Source organism: Streptomyces sp. Inha503 (assembly GCF_047215865.1).
GTDB lineage: Bacteria > Actinomycetota > Actinomycetes > Streptomycetales > Streptomycetaceae > Streptomyces > Streptomyces lycopersici.
The window spans coordinates 11845412-11865868 of record NZ_CP178360.1 but is presented as its reverse complement, the minus strand read 5'-3'; the positions used below and the strand labels follow the sequence as shown (position 1 = coordinate 11865868).

General features: G+C 69.2%; 19 protein-coding genes and 2 pseudogenes. 10 read left to right on the top strand and 11 right to left on the bottom strand.

The features are described 5' to 3' along the window. Positions 1 to 63: 63 nt before the first annotated feature. Positions 64 to 897, bottom strand: coding sequence for a PIG-L family deacetylase (locus ACJX2R_RS49000; RefSeq protein ID WP_413105453.1), 834 nt, complete (start codon positions 895 to 897; stop codon positions 64 to 66). A gap of 281 nt (positions 898 to 1178) precedes the next feature. On the opposite strand from ACJX2R_RS49000, the gene ACJX2R_RS48995 reads away from it, so the two are divergent. After that, positions 1179 to 1562 carry a VOC family protein gene (locus tag ACJX2R_RS48995; protein WP_262698063.1) on the top strand — a complete coding sequence of 128 codons (384 nt, stop codon included), beginning with the start codon at positions 1179 to 1181 and terminating at the stop codon, positions 1560 to 1562. A 186-nt stretch (positions 1563 to 1748) separates the two neighbouring features. Here ACJX2R_RS48995 and ACJX2R_RS48990 read toward each other — a convergent pair whose 3' ends face one another. Continuing rightward, positions 1749 to 2945 carry an MFS transporter gene (locus tag ACJX2R_RS48990; protein ID WP_413105452.1) on the bottom strand — a complete coding sequence of 399 codons (1197 nt, stop codon included), beginning with the start codon at positions 2943 to 2945 and terminating at the stop codon, positions 1749 to 1751. A 273-nt stretch (positions 2946 to 3218) separates the two neighbouring features. On the opposite strand from ACJX2R_RS48990, the gene ACJX2R_RS48985 reads away from it, so the two are divergent. Together ACJX2R_RS48985 and ACJX2R_RS48980 are read left to right on the top strand one after the other, a co-directional pair. After that, positions 3219 to 3581, top strand: a complete 363-nt coding sequence (locus ACJX2R_RS48985) for a hypothetical protein (protein ID WP_413105451.1) — start codon at positions 3219 to 3221, stop codon at positions 3579 to 3581. Positions 3582 to 3684: 103 nt separating this feature from the next. Further along, entirely contained in the window at positions 3685 to 4602 is a 918-nt protein-coding gene (locus tag ACJX2R_RS48980) for a hypothetical protein (RefSeq protein ID WP_413105450.1), read from the top strand. Positions 4603 to 5110: 508 nt separating this feature from the next. Here the strand turns inward: ACJX2R_RS48980 and ACJX2R_RS48975 are convergent. Then, positions 5111 to 6085, bottom strand: a complete 975-nt coding sequence (locus tag ACJX2R_RS48975) for an NADP-dependent oxidoreductase (RefSeq protein ID WP_413105449.1) — start codon at positions 6083 to 6085, stop codon at positions 5111 to 5113. Positions 6086 to 6293: 208 nt separating this feature from the next. Here ACJX2R_RS48975 and ACJX2R_RS48970 point away from each other — a divergent pair, with 208 nt between their 5' ends. Together ACJX2R_RS48970 and ACJX2R_RS48965 are read left to right on the top strand one after the other, a co-directional pair. Further along, positions 6294 to 6503, top strand: a complete 210-nt coding sequence (locus ACJX2R_RS48970) for a hypothetical protein (protein WP_413105448.1) — start codon at positions 6294 to 6296, stop codon at positions 6501 to 6503. Between the two features lie 376 nt (positions 6504 to 6879). Continuing rightward, on the top strand, positions 6880 to 7719 hold the full coding sequence (locus ACJX2R_RS48965) for a calcium-binding protein (protein ID WP_413105447.1): 840 nt from the start codon (positions 6880 to 6882) through the stop codon (positions 7717 to 7719). Positions 7720 to 8045: 326 nt separating this feature from the next. On the opposite strand, the gene ACJX2R_RS48960 is transcribed toward ACJX2R_RS48965, so the two are convergent. Beyond that, a complete protein-coding gene (locus ACJX2R_RS48960; RefSeq protein WP_413105446.1) occupies positions 8046 to 8576 on the bottom strand; it encodes a hypothetical protein in 531 nt (176 codons plus the stop codon). Positions 8577 to 8735: 159 nt separating this feature from the next. Here ACJX2R_RS48960 and ACJX2R_RS48955 point away from each other — a divergent pair, with 159 nt between their 5' ends. Further along, on the top strand, positions 8736 to 9869 hold the full coding sequence (locus tag ACJX2R_RS48955; protein WP_413105445.1) for a hypothetical protein: 1134 nt from the start codon (positions 8736 to 8738) through the stop codon (positions 9867 to 9869). A 542-nt stretch (positions 9870 to 10411) separates the two neighbouring features. On the opposite strand, the gene ACJX2R_RS48950 is transcribed toward ACJX2R_RS48955, so the two are convergent. Continuing rightward, on the bottom strand, positions 10412 to 11338 hold the full coding sequence (locus tag ACJX2R_RS48950; RefSeq protein ID WP_413105444.1) for an alpha/beta fold hydrolase: 927 nt from the start codon (positions 11336 to 11338) through the stop codon (positions 10412 to 10414). Between the two features lie 652 nt (positions 11339 to 11990). On the opposite strand from ACJX2R_RS48950, the gene ACJX2R_RS48945 reads away from it, so the two are divergent. Further along, positions 11991 to 12581, top strand: coding sequence for a TetR/AcrR family transcriptional regulator (locus ACJX2R_RS48945; RefSeq protein ID WP_413105443.1), 591 nt, complete (start codon positions 11991 to 11993; stop codon positions 12579 to 12581). On the opposite strand, the gene ACJX2R_RS48940 is transcribed toward ACJX2R_RS48945, so the two are convergent. Continuing rightward, positions 12578 to 13645: an IS4 family transposase gene (locus ACJX2R_RS48940; protein WP_413105442.1), complete on the bottom strand. Its 1068-nt coding sequence runs from the start codon at positions 13643 to 13645 to the stop codon at positions 12578 to 12580. The two genes, ACJX2R_RS48945 and ACJX2R_RS48940, sit on opposite strands and share 4 nt — an antisense overlap. Before the next feature lie 275 nt (positions 13646 to 13920). Between ACJX2R_RS48940 and ACJX2R_RS48935 the strand changes: the two genes are divergently transcribed. Next, positions 13921 to 14067, top strand: coding sequence for a hypothetical protein (locus ACJX2R_RS48935; protein WP_413105441.1), 147 nt, complete (start codon positions 13921 to 13923; stop codon positions 14065 to 14067). 113 nt (positions 14068 to 14180) lie between these two features. On the opposite strand, the gene ACJX2R_RS48930 is transcribed toward ACJX2R_RS48935, so the two are convergent. Beyond that, on the bottom strand, positions 14181 to 14525 hold the full coding sequence (locus tag ACJX2R_RS48930; RefSeq protein WP_413105440.1) for an EthD domain-containing protein: 345 nt from the start codon (positions 14523 to 14525) through the stop codon (positions 14181 to 14183). Next, on the bottom strand, positions 14522 to 15955 hold the full coding sequence (locus ACJX2R_RS48925) for an MFS transporter (protein WP_413105439.1): 1434 nt from the start codon (positions 15953 to 15955) through the stop codon (positions 14522 to 14524). The genes ACJX2R_RS48930 and ACJX2R_RS48925 overlap by 4 nt, the downstream gene beginning before the upstream one ends. 90 nt (positions 15956 to 16045) lie before the next feature. Between ACJX2R_RS48925 and ACJX2R_RS48920 the strand changes: the two genes are divergently transcribed. Further along, positions 16046 to 16936 (top strand): helix-turn-helix transcriptional regulator, encoded by an 891-nt coding sequence (locus tag ACJX2R_RS48920; protein ID WP_413105438.1) that lies wholly within the window; start codon positions 16046 to 16048, stop codon positions 16934 to 16936. A gap of 51 nt (positions 16937 to 16987) precedes the next feature. Here the strand turns inward: ACJX2R_RS48920 and ACJX2R_RS48915 are convergent, their stop codons facing one another. Continuing rightward, the gene (locus tag ACJX2R_RS48915; RefSeq protein WP_413105437.1) at positions 16988 to 17386 is read right to left on the bottom strand and encodes a winged helix-turn-helix transcriptional regulator; all 399 of its coding nucleotides are present in this window, start codon (positions 17384 to 17386) and stop codon (positions 16988 to 16990) included. Positions 17387 to 17436: 50 nt separating this feature from the next. Between ACJX2R_RS48915 and ACJX2R_RS48910 the strand changes: the two are divergent. After that, positions 17437 to 18367: pseudogene (locus ACJX2R_RS48910) on the top strand (alpha/beta hydrolase family protein). Between the two features lie 81 nt (positions 18368 to 18448). On the opposite strand, the pseudogene ACJX2R_RS48905 reads toward ACJX2R_RS48910, so the two are convergent. Both ACJX2R_RS48905 and ACJX2R_RS48900 read right to left on the bottom strand, forming a co-directional pair. Beyond that, positions 18449 to 18763: pseudogene (locus ACJX2R_RS48905) on the bottom strand (hypothetical protein); the annotation flags it as partial. Positions 18764 to 18973: 210 nt separating this feature from the next. Beyond that, a complete protein-coding gene (locus ACJX2R_RS48900; protein WP_413105436.1) occupies positions 18974 to 20431 on the bottom strand; it encodes an aldehyde dehydrogenase family protein in 1458 nt (485 codons plus the stop codon). Positions 20432 to 20457: the final 26 nt, after the last annotated feature.

Sequence of the window (20457 nt, the reverse complement as noted above, 5' to 3'; positions counted from 1 at the left end):
TGTGACGCGCTCGATCGCGCTGTGCGGCTGATGAGATTCCCAGGCCCTGGCCGGACGGTCGGGTCAGCGCAGTCCGGCGAAGAGATCGTTCTCGGGTACGGCCGCGCCGGTGGCGTCCTGGACACGCACGAAGGTCTCCATGCCCATCAACTCGCCGAACCTCTCCTTGCCCATCTTGAGAAAGAAGATGTTCTCGCCCTGACTGGCGTGCGCGGCCAGCGCGTCGAACTTCTGACCGCTGAACGCGGTGGTGTCCACCCACGTGGTGATCTCATCGTCGGGGAGGCCGATCTCGGCCATCGCGGCGGCCTCGGCGGGATCCGGCTCCGGCATGTCCTCATGGAACTCGCGCATGATCTCGCCGAACCGCTGCATCCCCGAGCGGGGCATCGTCGTCCAGTACACCTTCGGGGTCAGCGCGGTCATCTCCAGCGCCGCCATCGTGATGCGATGGGCCTGGATGTGGTCGGGGTGGCCGTAGAAGCCGTTCTCGTCATAGGTGACGACCACATCGGGTTGGTAGTGCCGCATGAGTTCCGCGAGTCGGGCGGCGCCCTCCTCCACGGGGGTCCGCCAGAAGGATCCGGGGGCGTCGTTGCTCGGCCAGCCCGTCATCCCGGAGTCGGCATAGTCCAGCATCTCCAGATCGCTGATCTTCAGGACGCCACAACTCGCCTCGAGTTCTCGACGGCGCATCAAGGCGACGGCCGCCGGATCGTGCCCGGGATCGCCAGGCTTGACACCCCCCGGGCCATCACCGCAACCGCCGTCGGTACACGTCACGAGAACCGTGCGGATGCCCTCCGCCGCGTACCGCGCGAGGATCCCTCCGGTCCCGGTGGCCTCGTCATCGGGATGGGCGTGCACAGCCATGAGCGTCAAGGGCCGGTCAGTCATGAAACAGTCCTCCTGCAAGAAAAACGTCTTGATCCAAGTGCGCGGCGAGCGTTCCGCGGTCCTGGGGCCCGGTTCTGTCGAGGCGGATGGCCTTGGTTCCCACCCGTCCGACGCCGGTCCCCCGGTCGATGCAACGCTGCCGACCGGACCGGCTGTTCCCGGCGTGGCCGCTTGGCCCTTCCCAAGGCGTCGCGGGCAAGGAGCTCGGCCCCGACCTGTATGCGCGAAGAACGAGCGCAACTCGGTGGCGCCTGGAGTGGAAATCAGGGAGGCTCAAGCGCATGGTCTCGGTATTGCAGAACGTGGCGATTGACTGTGCGGATGCCTACGAGCTGGCCCAGTTCTGGAGCAGGGTGACCGGCCGCCCGTTGCATCCGGAGGACAAGCCGGGCGATCCGGAGGCTCAGGTGCTGCTGGCGGAGGGCCCAGTGCTGCACTTCAACCAGGTGCCCGAGGCCAAGACGATCAAGAACCGGATCCATCTGTGTTTGCGCCCGGAGACCTCGCGTGAACAGGAGGTGGAACGGCTGCTGGGCCTCGGCGCCACCTTTGTCACCGATCACCGCAATCCCGATGGCTCTGGCTGGGCGGTCCTGGCCGATCCTGAAGGCAACGAGTTCTGCGTTCTGCGCAGCGAGTCCGACCGAGCCGCCATGACTTCCTGACGCTCCTGCGGCCAGCCTGGCCGGTTTCGGATGAGCAAGGCAGGGACCGCCCCGTCCCTGTGGCCGGCGGCCAAGCCGCTGTCGCCTCGTGCTCACCGAGGTGAAGGGAAGCGGACCGAATACAGAGGCGGTGGCGATTCGGATGTGTCACCTGTTGTGGAACTGGCCGACACGTGTCAACTGCCCTCACGGCGTGCGTAGCAGGCGCAGGCCGAGGAGGCTTTGGAACGCCATCGCGGCGGCGGCCGTGGCGGCGGCCGCGAAGCCACCACGTGCCCCGAATGAGTCGATGGCCCAGCCAGCGACTGCCGCCGCGGCGGCCGAGCCCGCCGCATTGGCGGAGCCGAGCCAGGAGAACGCCTGGGTCAGGACGGCGTGGTGGACGGTCGACTCGGTGAGCACTGAGAAGAGCACCAGAAGGGGCTGGATCGTGGCACCGGTCACGACCACTGCCAGCCCGAGCCCGAACGGTGAGCCGACGGTGAGCAACAGCGACGTGGCGAGCATCAGCGCACTGGTCGCCGTCAGCAGTTGCACCGGGGGTGCGGCACGCCACCGGCGCAGCCCGTACAACCATCCGGCCAGCAGTCCACTGCAACTGGAGACGGCGAAGATCGGGACCGCCGCACCCGGTGCACCGTGCTCGACCACGAAGGCGGTGACCGACACCTGCATGGCGCCGAAGAAGACTCCGAGAGCGAGGTTGAGGCTTATCAGCACGAAGACCGCGCTGCACAGCAAAGACCGGTCCTTGCGGGCGTGCGCGGCGCTGTCGATCGCCGGTGGGGGCGCGCTGCCGCGCTGTGCCGCCAAGACCAGACCGCCGACCACTGACAAGGAGGCGGCCAGCACCGTCCCGGCCACGGGATGTCCGGCCGCGGCGAGCGCGCTGACCAACGCCGGGCCCACGAGGAAGGCCACCGCGTTGCTGATCGACTCCAGCGCGAAAGCGGTCGGTAGTTCCGCTGCTCGGCCAGGGCGCAGTAGCGTCGCCCAGCGCGCCGCGGACATCGCGCTGAGCTGGGGAAGGCTGGCTCCCGCCAGCGCGCCGCCCAGAACCAGGAGGGGGGCGGGGGCGTGTGCGGCAACCAGAGACATGAGGACGGCCACCGCAACGGCGTGGGCGAGCAGTGAGGGCGGCAGGACGCGGGTCTGCCCGAACCGGTCCACGAGCCGGGCCAGTTGTGGCGCCACGAGCGCGTCGGTCACCGCGAACCCTCCGCTGACCAGGCCGGCTGCGGTGAAGGAGCCAGTCTGGTCGTGCACGAGCCAGACGATGCTGAGGCCGGTCATCGCAAGACCGACCCGTCCGAGCGACGCCGGCAAGAAGAAGGCCGCGGCGCCCGGTGTGCGCAGCAGGGAACGATAGTTCGCCGATGGCACGGCGAGTCCATTTCGCTGCCCGGCGGGACGGCACGCCCAGATCGTCGGTGCCCGAATGTACCGACCTGTTGTTGCCGCCTGGAACCGTCCAGTGTTGGCGCGGAGAAGGGCACGCGCCCCGCACCGACTCCATCACCGGGCAGAATTCTCGATGTGTTGCTGATGACTGTGAATCGCGTAAATTCTCAGCCATCGGGCCCGCGATGTCCATCGCGCTGGAGCTCTGGACCTTCCGGCTCGGCCCCCTGCTCGCGTCCGGACGTGTAGCACTGAGTGACGCTCAGGACCTTCGGAGGCCACGAGTCGGCCCGCAAGCGCGGCAAGACCATCGGCGGCGCGGGCGGCACCGACGGCAACGACGAGTCCATGCTGTCCATGGCCCTACGACGAGCATGCCGTCATGGCGGCGAGCACATGATCACCCCGCTACTTCGCGGCTGGCGTCCGGGCACCGCGCGTCCCGGTGACGAGGAAGTCGACGGCACCGCAGTCCTTGGCGCTCTGCCGGTGGCCCGGCGTCCACCAAGGTCGATCCCGCGCTCGGACTTGCGCTCGCCACAGGCCGAGCGCAAGAAGAAGAACCCCCTCCGCCGTCAGTATCCACCGCGTGGCCTCGCCGAACACACCAAACGCTAGACGCACCCGGGCGCTGCCGGAATCGGCCCCTCAGCCGGCGGCCGTCTGCGGACACGTCCGAAACGTTCAAGCCGAACACCTGCGACGGTGCCAGGGTGAGGGCATGAATGTAGATCTCTCCGCGGCCGCCTCGTTCATGGCCACGCATGCCCGAGTGCTCGATCGTCGACGGTTCGAGCTGCTCTTCGGCGAAACCGACGCCGGCTCCGTCCTCGCCGCGCTCGACGGCTACCGCAATCCGGACGGCGGATACGGCTGGGGACTTGAGCCGGACCTGCGTGCTCCCGAAAGCCAGCCCGCGGGTGCACTGCATGCCTTCGAGGTATTCGAAGACATCGCCCCCGCCACCACACCCCACGCCGCGCGCCTGTGCGACTGGTTGGCCTCGGTCTCCCTGCCCGACGGAGGCCTGCCCTTTGCACTGCCCGTCACGGACACCAGTGGCTGCGCACCGTTCTGGGCACAGGCCGACCCAACGGTCTCCACCCTGCACAGCACCGCGTTCGCAGTCTGCGGCGCCCTGCGCGTGGCCGCATACGACCCCGCCGTCGCCGCGCATCCCTGGCTCGACCGGGCGACGCGATACTGCCTGACCGCCATCGAAGCGATCGGCGACAGGCCCCACGCGATCGCGCTGTCCTTCGCGATCCGGTTCCTCGACGCCGCGTCCGAGACCCGCCCCGAAGCGGACGCCCTGCTCGGCCACCTCCGGCGGTTCATCCCTGACGATGGCCTGCTACCCGTCGAAGGTGGCGCCGCGGACGAGATGATCCGCCCACTCGACGTCGCACCCGTTCCCGGCCGTCCCGCACGCACGCTGTACGACCGGGGCGTCGTCGATACCGAGTTGAACCGATTGGCTGCCGGGCAGCAGGACGACGGCGGCTGGCTGGTCGATTTCACGAGCTACTCGCCGGCCGCCGCCCTTGAATGGCGCGGGTACCGGACCGTGTCCGGCGTGTCGATCCTGAGGCAGAACTCCGTACTCGGACAAGGCCACCATTCGACATCCGCGGAATGATCAGCACTCATTCCCCAACCCATCGACAAATGACGTCACTCTTGCTCGATAAAGCCAGCCATGCCTCCTCGTCCTGGCCCACATCGTCACCGCACCTCACGAGCCAGCCGGTGCCTCGCCCAACGACGGGCCCCGGCTCGCGGTGCTCCCGCGCTGCTCGGTCACCACCTTGTACGGGTCGGGGGCAAAGCAGCGCGTGACACCGCCGGATCGCAACAGCAACGGCAGCCCCTCCCCTCGATTCGTCAAGGGCACAGACATTCCCACAACTCGAACGCCTTCCGCAGCTCTTGCTGGAGGACAGCGAGAATGAATCTGAGCGACCCTGAATCCCGGACCCGGACCTGCTTTGTGCGAGCGGTTGTGTTCTTCCTTCCGAGCGGGACGCTCGGTCTGGCCCCGCTCGCGGCAGTGCGGATTGGCCTGGGCCGACAGTCACGTTGTCCATCGAGCCGTTGGCGGCGTCAATAGCGCGGTTCGAAGTCCCAGTAACTGAGTCGCTGCGCTTCTACGCCGGCATGGTGTCCGGGGAAGCCGGGCCAGTGACGCGGAGCACGAGCTTGGTTCCGCCGGTGAGGCCCCTTGAGGACCGGTCGAAGGCGCCGGGGCCCTCATCGAGGGGAAGCACCTCCGTGGGCAGGTCGAGTACGCCGTCGCGGAGCCGGCCGGCGAGGGCAGTGAGCGCCTCCGCGTCCGGACGGACGTAGAGATCGGTCGAAGTGAGTTCAGCGCTCGTGGCCGGGGCGTCCGAGGTGATGGAGCACAGCCGACCGCCCGGGCGGACGAGTTCCCCGGCGGTGGCGGCCGTTCCGGGGGCTGCGGCGAGCGCCGCGTCGAAGACGCGGCCGACCTCGCGTGGCCAAGCGGGGCGGCGGTAGTCGATGACGTCCGTCGCACCCAGGCGGCGCAGCCGGTCAAAGGAGCGGGGGGACGCCGTCGCCGTCACATGGACTCCGGCCGCGACCGCGAGTTGCAGGACGAGGGCTCCGGTCACTCCCGCTCCGTTCGTCACCAGCAGATGCATGCCGCTGGACAGCTCCAACCAGTCCAAAGCCTGACAGGCGGTCAGGCCGTTGACGGGGAGGGCCGCCGCCCGAGCCGGGTCCAGACCTTCGGGCAGAGGTGCCGCGTCCTCGGCTCGCAGCAGAGCCTGCTCGGCCCACAAGCCGCTGTGACCGGGCAGCGGAGCGCTGTGGACCAGCACCAGGTCACCCACGGCAGGGGCCGTGACATCCGGCCCCACGGCGACGACACGACCCGCGCCCTCCACCCCGAGGGCCGCCGGAAGGCGCAGGCCCACGTCCCATTCGCCGGAGGCGAGCAGCTGGTCCCAGGCGCCGACCCCGGCGGCCAGGACGTCGAGCAGGATCTCGCCCGGCCCGGGTGACGGGGGCCTGGGCAGCCGTAGCGACTGGACCTGACCGGACTTATCGGCGACCCCGCAGGCTCGCATCCGCGCATCAACTGACTCCGACCGCGGCATGACGCCTCCCGGGAGAAGGAACACTCCACCCGAGTATGCGCAGCCGTGCTGACGCGGCGTCGGTCGCCACGCGCGCCAGCGGTGAAGCGTCTCCCCCAAACGCCCGAGTCGGCATCGCCCATCGGTTACGGGACAGCGCTTACGACCGGGTCGCGATTGAGGTCGCCAGCCATGGATGCTGGGGATGGGGAGCGGTACGCGATCAGACATGACAGTGCCTGCACCGACCACGTCGGCGCGCGCCACGGGCTGGGTGCTGCGTTCCGCGGTGGCAGCGGACATCGAGGTGATCGCGGAGTTGCGGGCCACGGTCATGCGTACGGACTTGGAACGCCTTGGGCGCTACGTTACGGGGCCCGTGCGGCCTTATCTCACCCTGCCTTCCGCGGCGTCTCCCGTGCGCATCTCGGCGATCTGATCGACGCCGTGGTGATGGCGACTCCGGCCCGGGCCAGTGCATGGACTTGTACTCAGTACCTCAAGGTGAAGAGGGTCGAACCACGGTGGTGGGCAAGCTCGTTGAGCTGCGTCGCCGGACAGCTCAACAGGGTCAACCGAGTCGGTAGCGGGTGCCCTTAGCGATGCACCGGCGGGCGGGACTCATCCAAGTTCCCGCCGCTCGCAGAACGCACATTCCGACAACGCGGAGGAAATTCCCGGTGTCGTAGACCTGAACGCGAAATGGGAATTCGAAAGATCGGTGAACAGGGCATGGGAGTGGCACAACCCCGCGCGGATCTTCCACGTCGAAACGGGTGATCGGAAATCAGATCCACTCCCCACGGAGGTATTTCGTGTCCACCCTTGGCCCGCGCTCCCGCCGCGTCCGCCCGGTCGGCGTCGCCGCCTTACTGGCCGTCGCGGCCAGCACCGGACTCTTCGCCTGGAACGCCCAGGCCGCCACCTCGCCCGCGTCGTCGTCGCCGACACCGTCGCCGATGTCGTCGGCCGTCTCGCCGGCCACCGTGACCGTCACCGACGGGGTGATGTCCTACATGGCGGCCGACGGCCAGACCAACAAGCTCACCATCAAACGGGTCGGCGCGACCGACACCACGCTGACCTTCGGTGTCGACGACGTTGTCGAGATCACCGCCGGCACCGACTGCACGCACCCCACCGCCACCGAGCTGACGTATGTGACCTGCACCGTGCCCGTTCCCGATCCGGACCACGGCGGCGACCAGGGCAACGTCGAACTCGGCGACGGCAATGACGGCGCCAAGATCTCCGGCGGCGATGTGAACGTCTACGGCGGGGACGGCGACGACACCATCACCGGCGCATCCATCGTGGTGGGCGGCGACGGCGACGACACCATCAGCCACGCCACGAACGCGAACGGCAACGCCGGCAACGACACCATCACCGACTCGTTCGCAGCGTGGGCCGGGGACGGCGACGACATCGTCATCGGCGATGACGTGGCCAACGAGATCTACGGCGGCCCCGGCGACGACTACCTCGACGGCGCCGGCAACGATGACTCGATCGACGGCGAAGAAGGCAACGACACCATCAAGGGCGGACCGGGCAACGACTACCTCTTCGGCGGCCCCGGCCAGGACGACATCGACGGCGGCCCCGGCGACAACGTCATCGACCAGGACGGATCCGCCCCCGAGGGGTTCTGAGGGAAACCTCAAGGGACCGCGGGTGACCTCAGGAACCTGAACAACAAGACGGCCCGGGTCGTCGCCCCGGGCCGTTGCGCCTAGGGTCCTGACCATGTCCAGCCAACAGCAGCCAGCCCGCTCGGAAGAGTAGACGCTCCCTTGGCGATCGGTGCGGGTCGGGCGCCGGGCCGATCTGCCGATGTCGCGACCGGGCCATGTACCTTCGCCGGCAGCGCGATCCGGGCGAGCCCATCTCGTCACCATGTTCACCTGTGACGCGGCGAGACCGTCCGGCTACGACTGCCTCACGTGCTGGTCGAAAATGCCCCACCGTCGGGGCCTGGTCAGCGTCCCCGGCCCTGAGGGAACTGCCCGAGGTGAACCGCACGATGGACGACCACCGCCAGTCCCCGGATGTCCTCGGTGAAGGCATCGACGCGGATCCGGCGTCCGCTGTGCAGCCGGATCTCGCACGTGGAGCCCATGCCCCGGGCGTCGGCGAGCGGCCGGCCGTCACCGCCGGCGGTGCTCACCTGCGCGACGTCCTCCCAAGGGATCACGGTCGCGGCACCCGCCACCCGGTGGGTGAACCCCCGCTCATGAATGTCGAAGCACTGCTCGCGGGTACGGAACGCCTGCACCAGACGCCAGATGCCCAGACCCCACCCCACCAGCCCGACCCCGAGCAGTAGCCCCGCCAGCCCCGGGGCCCCCTCGGTGGTGCCCACCGACGCGATCGCCACCGGCACCCCGAAGGCCGTGCCCACGGCCCCGACCAGCAGCCAGATACCAGCCTGCCGCAGGCGTCGCGCGCCGTCGGTACGGTGCTCCCGTACAAACCTACCCAACTGCTTGGCCGCTTCCGTACGCCTCATCGGGCCCCCTCCCAGGTCGTGGACATCTCAAACTATGCCCCCGCCGCCGAGTGATGCACTCTTACCGCGGGCCCGGACCTTGCGTCTGCGCAGGCCCTTGTCGACACCATCCCGGTAGTCGGTACGGTGGGTGGCTTCAATCCAGATGGGGGAGTTGACGTGTGGGGAATCAATGGTCGTCGGGGGAAGGCCCTGCGGGGCGGTGGTCTCGTACTGCTTCTGGCAGCCGTTCTCACAGGTTGTGGGGGCGGCGATGGGCAGTCCGAGGGTCTGGCCGGATCAGCGTCGGGCGCGCCGAAAGGGTCGGCGTCCGGCTCGTCGGCGGACTCCAGGACCGGGCTGCTCTACCGGGACAAGGAAGTCTCGCTGAGTAATGTCCAGGCGATCAAGAACGGTTGCCCGTCCGACTTCTCCTTCTACGTGGAGTTCGCTGACAGCGGGCCGCGCGTCCTCGGACCCAATGCGTCGAACCCGCGCCTGAACGACGACGGGGACCAGACGGACGAGGGCAGGCCGCCTGTCCTGTCCTGGGAACCTCCCTGCTCCTGGGACAACGAGGTGTTGGACTTCGACGACGTGCCCGTCGCCAAGGTTGCCGCGGACGCCGGGGACCTCGACCAGGCGGACTGCCAGGGTGCCGCACGGGCAGCGGTCGGCAACGGCACGCAGGTCGACCGCTACAAGACCCAGGCCCTGGCGGCTGGGGACCGGTTCTGCGAGGACTTCGCCGCGGGCGGCCGTGTGGTCCTCCTGCGCGTGGTCAAGGTGAGCGGATCCCCCGTCGGAGAGCTGACATTGTCGGCGACCGTGTGGGCCGGTCCGGCGAAGACCGAGGGCGCGCTGCCGAAGCCCGGTGACAAGGTCTACGAGAACCAGCCCGCCACGGTGTCCGACGAGGTGGCCAAGGCGCGCGGCTGCGTCCTCGGCAGCCTTGGGCTCGGTTCGGACATGCCGGTCGTTACGTACAGGAACAGCCTGAACGGCGGCGGAGGAGACATCGAGTACCGGGCGAGCTGTCTTTCCGGAAGCCCGAAGATGTGGTTCCGCGGATACGTGGCCCGGGTGGAGGGCAGCGCCGACCCGGACCTCACCGCTTGCCAGGACGCCGCGGCGCGCGGCGAGAGCAACGAACTCGAGGTGCAGGTCTCCGAACTTCGGACCGGGGACCGGTTCTGCCGGTTCGACACTCTCGACAAGGACGTCGCTCTGCTGAAGGTGACCGCCGTGACCGCCAAGGCCCCCGCCTCGGTGACCTTCTCGGTCACCCGCTGGAAAGCTCCCGAACCGTCGTAGCAGCGGCCCAGGGCGGCCTGCCACCGGCAGGCCGCCCCTCGCTCAGCCTCCACAGACGCGTTACTCCGGCAGTGGATCGTGCATTGAGGCAGGGTCAGTTCATGGGTGGGTTCTGAGAGAAGCGGCGCTTCGACCGGGCGCTTGCCACCGCCCGCCCGGCACACGCGCGGGCGGTCCGTCGCACGCTGTTCGATGAGCGCACATCCGAGTCGTACTGCGTGGCTATCGTCAGCACCCTCACCACGCCGATGATGCTGACGGCCCCTGGAGCCGCAGGTCGGTGATGCCCTGGTCGAGGGCGGTGTTCTGCCTGCTTGAGCTCGTCGATGTCGTCGGAGGCGCCGAGCGGTTATGGACCTGCCGCAGCGGCAGGCGCGTCCGGGACAGGCGCTGCCATGGCCCCGGGCAGCCCAGGACGAGGAGACCGGCGGCCCGTCTGCGCGAGGTCAGCCGTTTCTGCCCTGAGGACGGCCAGGGCAAGGGTGTCCCTGGCGGCGGTGTGGTGCCTGGGCGGGTGCGCGGCCGGGCAGGCCTGAGCGGCGTCAGTCGCCGTCGGCGATGAAGTCGGCTATCGCGGCAGCGACGGCTTCGGGCTGCTCATCGGGGATGAAGTGCCCGGCGCCGGGCACGATGACTCCGGTGGTGTTGTCGGCCCATGGGCTGATGGAGGCCGCCATGTCCGGGATGGAGCCGTGGCTGCTGGATATTCCGAGGATGGGCACGGTCAGGTGCCGCCGGTTGAGCGCCTGGTGGTTCTTGCGCGCCGACTCGGCGGCGTCCCGGTAGTAGGCGAGGGAGGCGCGGAGGCCGCCGTCGGCGGCGAGGGCCGCTGCGTAGTGGTCGAGGTCGGCGTCGTCGAATGTGCCGGGATCGAGGGCCTTCACCTTCAGGAACCAGTCGACGTACTCCCGTTCGCGGCCGGCGAGCAGGGTCTCGGGCAGGTCGGGCACGAGGTGGAAGGCGAAATGCCAGGTCTTCCACGCCCGGGCCGGGTCGGTGGGAATCGTTTCCGGGAGGGTGATGCCGGGGATTCCGGCGTCGAGCAGGGCGACCCCGCGCAGTTGGCTCTCGTAGTTGAGGGCGAGGGAGAAGGCCACCCAGGCGCCGATGTCGTGGGCGGCCAGCCAGTAGGCCGGCACTCCGAGTGCCTTTACGGTGGCGTGGACGTGGGCGGCGACCGTGTGGGTGTCGTAGCTGCGCTCCGGGCGCTCGGAGTGGCCCTGGCCCGGCAGGTCTATCGCGATGACGCGGAACCGGTCGGCGAGGCCGGGCATGACCTTTCGCCATGCCCGCCAGGTTTGCGGGAACCCCGCGAGCAGGACGACAGCCGGGCCGGTCGGCCGGCCGCCTTCGACGGCATGAAGGCGGATGCCGTCTGCGTCGACCCAGCGGTGGGTGAATCCGGCCAGGTCGTGCAGGGGCAGGTCGCGGACGGGGTTACTTTCGGAGACGGTCATGGGATCCTCCATCGGTGTTGGGGTGTGCTGGTCCGGCGGTTCGCCCGAGGGCCAGGCCCGCGAGGGCGATGCAGATGACGAGGGCGGTCGGCGTGGTGCTCGAAATCCGGGTCCCGGGGGCCTGATCGATAAGGCCCAGCAGCAGGACGGGGACGGCGTGCCCGGAATAGATGAACAGGGTTCCGACGCCTGCGCCGATGACGGCCAGGTCCAGGTTCGATATGCCCAGCTCGTCGCGTAGGAAAGCGGGGGCTGAGCAGGCCCGCGGCGATGACACCGAGGGGCCGCAAGACCGCATCCGTGCCGGCCACCGCCGCCAACGTCGGCGGCCTGAGCTTCGAGTTCGTCCCGGCACCGACCCGCACCGTGTTCTGGTGCTACCTGGCCGTATGTGCCGCAGCCGGCATTGCCTGGCTGAAAGTCCCGAGACTTCAGGCCGGAGGGCCCGCTGGCAGCCCCGGATTCGCCCCTCGGCACTTCCTCCCGGCGCGGGCCGGGCCCGCTCGTTTCTCGCCAGCGGCGTGCTCGTCGCCGCTGCCTCCGGCGTGAACGGCTTCTTCTCGTCTCCAGCCCGATCATGCCCAAAAGCTAACACATCTTGAACCGATCAGTTCAAGATAGACTGAGCATCCGGAACACCGACACACCGGCAAGGAAGTGCCACGTGGCAGGCAAGAAGCAGTTCGACATGGACACGGCGCTCGACGCCGCGATGATCCAGTTCTGGCGCGCCGGCTACGCCGACACCTCAGTCGACGACTTGTCCCGGGCAACCGGCCTGAACCGCAGCTCGATCTACTCCTCGCTCGGCGACAAGGACACGCTGTTCCTGCGCTGCCTGGATCGCTACGCCGCGCGCTACGGCGACAAGTACGACGCCGCCCTATCGTGTGCGGCCTCCGAGCCCCTTGCGGCTGTCCGCGCGTTCTTCGACGTCACCCTCGAGCGCATCGCCGATCCCGAACTGCCCGATGGATGCCTGATTGCCCAGTCGGCCATGGCGATTCCAGTGCTGAGCCCGGCCGTCGCGGCGCACGCCAGGCAGGCGCTCGGCATCCAGCGCCTGCGTCTGCGCGCCGCGCTGAAGGCCGGCCGAATGACCGACCAGGACGCCGAGGCCTTCGCTGTGCACGCGGCGGCCGTGAACCAGTCTCTCGCTGTCATGAGCAGAGCCGGGGCGAGCCCGGCACAGCTCCTGGCCGTAGTGGACGTGACCGTTGACGCGCTCTCGCAGGCGTTGCGCGCGCACAACTAGGCCCAAGGCCGTGAAGTTAAGGATCGAGCGTGGCCGTCAAGGTGTTTGATGGAGTCAGGGTGTCGATACCGACGGTGGCTTTGTAGCTGGTGCGGTCGATGTTCGGGCCTCGGGCTTGGTGTTTGGAGATCGCGCGTTTGACGATGCGGGGACAGAGCCGCAGTCGTCGAGCGGGTAACAGCGCGGTCAGGACATGGCGGCCAATCGTGCCGACCAGGTCGATGACCGTCTCGGCGATGACGCCTGCGGCCTGGATGATCTGGTCGCGGGCGCTGTGCCAGGCGATGGAGAAGCTGGCCCGGTCCGGATCGAGATCGGGTCGGGTCGGGTCGGAGTTCGCCAGCTGGATAGTCGCGCGGGTCGAGCAGGGTGGTGGCCAGTCGGTAGACGCCGGTGCGGCGCCCGGCGCTGGTGGCGATGGTGATCTCGCACTCGATCACGCGCACCCGCAGGCCGCCCAGCATCGAGAGGTAGGAGCCGTCGGGGTAGCGGGCCAGGACCGGCATCGTGCGGCCGTTTTTCAGGCGCACCAGCAGATCCGCTCCAGTCGCGGCGATCTGGGCCAGCAGCCTGGCGGCGCCGAAGTTGCGGTCAGCCAGCAGGATCATTCCGGCGTGCAGGCTGCGTAGCAGGCAGGGGGTGTAGGTGGTTTCGCCGGTGGTGGTGGGGCCGAACACCGCGTCGAGCACGGTGCGGGTGCCGCAGGCCAGCAGGACAAGCAGCCGGATCTGGGGATAGCCGGTGCCGCCGTGGTTGCCGCGCTGTTTGGTGAACCGGGCCAGAATCCTGGGGTTGTCGGGCACGGTCAGAGTGGTGCCGTCGATGGCGCAGACCAGCAGTCCTCGCCACCGGGTTCCGTGTTGTCCGACAGTGGCTGCGGGGCTGCGGAGCAGGTCGAACAGCCAGCGTAGTGGGGCGGTGCCGATGCGGCGGCGTGCTTGTGCCAGTGCGCTGGCGGTCGGTGTCGGGGTGGGCAGACCGTCCAGGGCGGCGATGAGCTTGCGCCATACGCCCGAGTATCCGGTTTCGGGGAACAGGCACGCGGCCAGCAGGAGGTAGACCACGACGCGGGAGGGCAGGTCCCGTAGACGGGTCTGGGTGGTGCGGGTCGCCCCTCAGGGCTTCATCGACCATCTCGAACGGGATGTGCTGGGTGAGTTCGCCGAGGTGGCGGGGGGCGTACCGGCCCCCGGCCACGATGCTGGTGCGGGTGATGGAAGACTGCGTATCCGACGGAGTTTTTGCTAGCTGGTGATCTTGGTCGACACCGTTCCAGCAGGAACTCCGTTGCCTGTTTCAGCAGGCTTGACAACCGCGCCCAATGCCAAGCTTCACGGCCTTGCATCTAGCCGCGGGCGGGTTCTTCGGCATGTTCGCCTGCCTCGCCGCGTTCAGCGCGGCCGGCGCGCTGTGCGTGGCCCGGGTGCCCGACATCGGCCAAGAAGGTCAGGCCCGTTTCGCGGCGATCACCAGGACAACCCCCTGACGGTCACCGCCAGGCCGACCACGGTGGCCCGCTCGCGAGGTGGGCTGAAGGGCAGATGAGAGGAAGGTGCCCTTCAGCCCACGTGACCGGCTGGATGACTTACCGGGCAGCTGCTAGCTGCGGTCGACGACTACGTCCTCTTCGCAGATGATCCGGCCGAAAGTCGACAAGTCGATGAAGTTTTCGTGGTCCGGGTCGACGATCTTCAGGAAGTTGTCGCTGAAGAACAGGCCTTCGAGATCGGCCATGCTGTCGAACCAGGCCTCGACCACCGAGTCGTATTCCGGTTCGGGGTACCGGGGTGCCGTCACCGGGTAGGACACGACGAACCGGCGGATGTAGCGCTCCGATTCCGGGATCGACATCAGCAGCGGCCGGTGGATCTTCTGCTGGTAATGGGTGAACTCCTCGTGGGTCATGCCGTTGCGGCGCTTCAGGGTGATGACCATCTTGATCATGAATGGGTTTCTTTCTTCCGTTGTTGATTCGGTACCGGGGCAAAGGGGACGCCGGATCGGCTCGGCCTGGTGCGAAGCCGACGTGCGAGCATCCAGAACAGGGCGGTGGTGAGCACCTGTAGACCGAGCGCGACCGCGAAGGCGCGCTGCCAGCCGAGCGAGGGGGCGAGGGTGCCGAAGAGCCCGCCGAGGGTGGCGATGCCCAGTGCCAGCGCGGCCTGTTGCGCGGTCGTGAACAAGCCGCCGGCCAGGCCCGCGACGCGCGCGGGCACCGCGGCCAGCACCGTCCCGACCAGGGGGCCGTACTGACTCGCCTGCGCCGCGCCGAGGAGCACGCCGAGCACTTCGAAGCAGCCGATCCAGACCGCCGTGCCCGTCCCCTGGGTGACCCACGAAACCAGGCCGAGCAGGACGAGACTGGCGGCCAGCAGGCCCGCGGCCAGTTCCATCGTGCGATCACCGAACCGCGCGGTGATGTGCGGCATGCGCAGTCCCGCGACGACGAAAGTGCCCGCGAACGCCGCCAGCGCGAGCCCCGACTGGACCGGCGTCAACCCAAGGCCGGTCTGGGTGAGCATCGAGTACTCGTAGCTGAACGCGCCGTAGCCGGCGAAGAGCAGGAGCGCCATCAGCAGGCCGAGCCGCAGTGCGGGTTGGCGCAGGATGGAGGGCGCGACGAGGACCGGACGTCCGGCCCGCTCACGCCGTGCCTGATTGACCAGGAAACCGGACAGGCCCAGCACCCCCAGCACCGCCAGGCCCCACGTCCACCAGGTCCAGCCCGCGGTCGGGCCGAGTGAGAGACCGGCGATCAGGGCCAGGAGCGGGATCCCCACGCGGAACGCGCCGCCGAGGTCGGGCCGTTCGGTGCCGGCCGGTGGGTGTGCCTGGAGCCGGTACGCGCCCAGCAGTGCCACCACGCTGGGGATCGCGGAGGTCAGCACCGCGCCGCGCCAACCGTCGAAGGGCAGGCTCAGCCCCATCACGAGGCCGCCGGCGATCTGGCCCGCCACGGTGCCGACGCCGGAACTCGCGGTGAACGCGGCGATCCCGCGCGCCTGGACGGGCTCGCCGCCCGAAGTCTGGATGATCGCCAGCGTCTGGGGCATCACGATCGCCGAGGCCGCACCCTGCGCGACCCGGGCGGCGACCAGCCACCAGAGCCCGGGAGCCGCCGCGGCCAGCGCCGACGTCGTGACGAGCGCGATGAGCCCGATGATCAGCAGCCGCCGGCGGCCGTACCGGTCGCCGAGCCGGCCCGCGAGGATCAACCCCGCGGCGAACGACACGGCGAACGCGGCCAGGACGAGTGCTACCTCGCCTGGACTGGCGCCCAGGTCCGGCCCGAGGCGCGGGGCGGTCACGTTGCCGATGCTGAACGTGTACGTCGCCCCGAACGCCGCGACGAAAACCGGCCAGGTCTTGTTCATGGCACCCACTCTGCGCGATCCGCGACGCCCTACCCAGAGCGTCGTGACGGTGGTGCTCGGACCACCACCTTCGGCCGGCCTGGTCATGCGATGATCAAGGTCATGGCGGACGTGCGTTCTCGTGAGCTCGGTGCCTACCTGCGTGCGCGGCGGGACCGGCTGTCCCCGGCCGAGGTCGGCCTGCCCGGCGGCGGCCGGCGCCGGGTCAGGGGCCTGCGCCGGGAGGAAGTCGCGGTCCTGGCGAACGTCGGGTCGACCTGGTACACGTGGCTTGAGCAGGGACGCGACGTGCAGCCGAGCGTCGAAGTGCTGGCGGCGATCGCCGACGCGTTGCGGCTCTCGAGCGACGAGCGCCGGTACCTGTTTCTCCTCGGCGGACACCCCGACGCGGGCGCCCCCTCGAGCTGGGAACGGGCCGGTGCCCGCCTGCAAGGGCTGCTGGACAACCTTTCCCCGCACCCGGCGGTGGTGATGAATCCCTGGTTCGAGCCCCTGGCCTACAACGCGTCCTTCCGGTTCATGATCGACGACCTGGAGGCCCTTCCGGCGGCCGACCGCAACTGTGCCTACCTGCATTTCACCCATCCCGACTGGATCGCCGGGCACTCGGATCACGAGCAGGAGTGCGCGGCCGTCGTGGCCAAACTCCGCGCGTACTACGGCGAGTCCGTCACCGACCCGGCGTGGGAGCCGTTGCTCGGCCGGCTTCGCGCGGAGTCTCCGCTGTTCGTGCGGTTGTGGGACCAGGCGGACGTGTCCACCGACCCCGGACGGCTGAAGCGCATCCGGTCGCTGCACGTCGGCAACCTGTCCGTGCGCAACACGACGATGCTGCTCGAGGAAAACCTCCGCGCACGGGTCGTGGTGTATCAACCGGCGGACCGCACCACCGAGGAACGGCTCCAGGAGCTGGCCAATCGCATCGCCCGCGGCGCGATCGACGGCCCGGCGAAGGTGCGGCGCCTGCGCCCGGCGACCTGAGGGGGCCGAGGTCCGGCGTCATCGCCGCCCTGGCCGGCAACCCGGCTGTCCTCAGCCGGCCGATCCGCCGGCTGCCGACTCGCGAAAGTCGACGACGGCTCCGCTGTTCGCCCGTGCCCACTCGGTCAGCATCACGATCGGCTCTCGGAGCGTCTGACCGAGCGCGGTCAGGCCGTACTCGACCCGCGGCGGCGCTTCGGCGTACACGCGCCGGTCGACCAGACCGTTGCCCTGCAAGCGGCGAAGCGTCTGGGTCAGCACCTTGCGCGAAATTCCACCGGACAGCGCGACGAGTTCGACAGGCCGCTTGGGTCCTCCGACGAGGGCGTACAAGACGAGGACGGACCACTTGCTGGCGATGATCTCGATCGTGAGCCGGGTAGGGCAGTCAGCGAGGAACGCCGTGCCCGCTTTCAGGCCCCCTGCCGTGCCGTCCGCGGTCGTGCTCACGAATCCGAAGGTTACCATTCGGTACCCATCGGGCCCCTAACGTCGGCGTCATGGAACCGCACTCCGGCACGGGTCCCGCGGCCACGCTCGGCCGCCGGCTCATCGCCGTCAAGCCCATCACCGTTCCCACCACCGGCCGTGGCATCGACCTGTAGGTCAAGGTCACCGCACCCGCCGACGGGCGGAACCTGCCCGTCATCGTCTTCTCCCACGGCAACGCCTGGTCGATGGACGGCTACGAGCCTCTCGCCGACCGCTGGGCGGCTGCCGGGTTCGTCGTGGTCCAGCCCACCCACCTGGATTCCCGCCGCCATCGCATCGGCTTCGACGATCCCCGGTTCGCCACCATCTGGCGCGTGCGCATCGCCGATCTCCACGCCGTCCTGGGCCTCGACGACGTACTCGGCGCGCTGGGCGGCCCGATCACCCGCGTCGACCGCGATCGCGTCGCCGTCGCCGGGCATTCCTGGGGCGCACAGACGGCCGGAGCCCTCCCGGGTGCCCGCGTCCTCGACAGCGAAGGCAATCCCGGCGAAGACTTCTCCCATCCCGCCGTCAAGGCCGGCGCGCTCATCGCGGCGACCGGTACCGGCGACACGCTGACGCCCTTCGCGCTCGAGTACCTGCCGTTCGCCCGGCCGGACTTCTCCACCATGACGACCCCCGCCCTGGTCGTCGCCGGCGGAAAGGACCAGTCGGCCATGTCCACCCACGGGCCGGACTGGTTCACCGATGTCTACCACCTCAGTCCGGCCCCGAAGCGGGCTGCTCACCATCGCCGAGGCCGAGCACCTCTTCGGCGGGATCTCCGGTGAGGCCGTCGCGGACACCACCGACGAGGATCCCGCCCGCGTCGTCCTCGTCGCCGACGCCGTCTCCGCCTACCTGCACGACGCCCTCGGCACCGACGCGAGCAGCTGGCAGAACCTGCGGGATCGGATCGGCCGCAGTGCCGGCGCCGTCAGCACCGAGAGCAAGTAGGAGCCGCGCGGCGGACTTCGTCACGGAGCAGTCCTGAGGGCTGTCGACCTCCAGGCGTTTGGCGACGCTTGGGAGGATGCGAAGTGCGTTGGTGCCGGCGACGCGAGCACCGAGGTCGACGCCGAGCAGGCGCGTCAAGTCGTGCTCGCCGGGCTCCACGGGGTCGAACAACCCGTCGGCGTAGATCCAATCGGTCCCGAAGAGCATCCTGTCCGTGCCGACCGCGTAGACCATCGTGTTGATCTGGACCGGGGAGTCGGCTACCGCCACGTCGTAATGCACCGCGCGCAGGTACTCCGAAATCGGACGCCGCACCAGCTTCCGGTACGCGGCCACGACCCGGGGCGCCGCGGCCATCCGGTGCCCGGGGTAGGGGACCGCGCCGCCGCCGTGCACACGCCCGGGCGTGTCGGCACGAGAGCTTGGGCGAAGGGGCGCACGGAAGGGCGGTAGCGCGCCTTTATTCGCGGCAGATGTGCTCACCGAAGCAAATCCCTGCGGTGGTCTTCCGCTCGCCGCGAACGAGTGAGCGCGGTGGGATCGGCGTGCCGTGTTCGGCGGTGGCGGGCCCAGCGCCAGCCCCGGGGTCGGCGCTGGGCCGCGCTCCTAGGCCGGCTGTGGGGCCATGCCGCCGTAGGTCTTGAGGTGCTGGAACTCGCTCATGGCGGTCGGCCCGCACAGCGTGCCGTAGCCGCTCTGCTTCATGCCGCCCTGCTCGAAGTGTTCGGACATCGTGCCCCAGGTGTTGAACCAGATGCCACCGAAGCGCAGGTCGCGTCCGACGCGGCGGGCCCGCAAGTCATTGCGGGTGAATACGGAGGCGGCCAAGCCGAACTCGGTGGCGTTCGCGCGCTGGATCGCGTCGGTCTCGTCGTCGAAGACCTCGAAGGTCTGGACCGGGCCGAACACTTCCTGCTGGACGAGGGGGACGTCGACCTGGTCGACTTCGATCAGGGCGGGCCGGAAGAACGCGCCACCGGCCAGGTCGGGGTCGGTGACCGGGCCGCCCCGGACGATGATCTTGGCGTAGTCGGCGGCATCCTCGACGATGCGGTCGACCCTGGCCACGCTGGCCTTGTCGATCAGCGGGCCCATCTGACTGGTGGGGTCGAGTGCGGGACCGACCTTGACCCCTTCCAAGGCTGCCGCGAGCCGGGTGCGTAGTTCGTCGGCGATGCCGCGCTGGGCGAGGACCCGGGAGCCGGTGCAGCAGAACTCGCCGTTCATCAGGATGCTGCTCATCACGAGCGTGGGGACCACGGTGTCCAGTTCGGCGTCGTCGAAGACGATCAGCGGGGTCTTGCCGCCCAGTTCGAGTCCGAGCCGCTTGAGCGTGGGGGCGGCCGCGGCCGCGATGGCGCGCCCGACGTGCGTGCTGCCGGTGTAGCTGATCACGTCGATGTCGGGTGAGGCGACCAGCATTGGCGACACCTCGTTACCGGTCTCGGTGAGGATGCTGACGACACCGGCGGGAAGCGACGTCGTGGCGGCGACGGTTTCGGCGAACAACGCGTTGGTCAGCGCGGTCTGGCCGGGCATCTTGGCCACGGTGGTGCAGCCGGCTCCGATGGCCGGGCCCAGAGCGCGGACCAGCAGGATCACCGGGGAGTTCCACGGGGCGATGATGCCCGCGACGCCTGCCGCCTCGGGGACCGAGTGGTAGTAGGCCCCCGGAGTGGGTTCGGCGGCGCGCCCGGCGATGTGGACGAGCGCGGAGGCGGCGCTGTAGCGCAGCCATTCGACCGAGGTCATCAGCTCCCAGGTCGTCTGGGCGAGAAGCTTGCCGTTCTCCCGAGCCAGCATCCGGGCGATGGCGGGCACCCGTTCGGCAAGCCGGTCGGCCAGTTCGTGCAGTGCCCGCGATCGCAGGGACGGATCGCGCGACCAGCCGGTGGTGTCGAAGGTGGAGCGAGCGGCGGCGATCGCGGCCTGCGCCTCGGCGCGGCCCGCGGAAACGTAGGTTCCGACGACCTCACCGGTGGAAGGGTCAATCGACTCGTGGATCGAGCCGGTGTCGCTCCACTCGCCGTTGATGAGATTGCGGGCGGTGCTGGTGGTCGACATTGTTGTCCTCTCGATTCTGCTCAGAC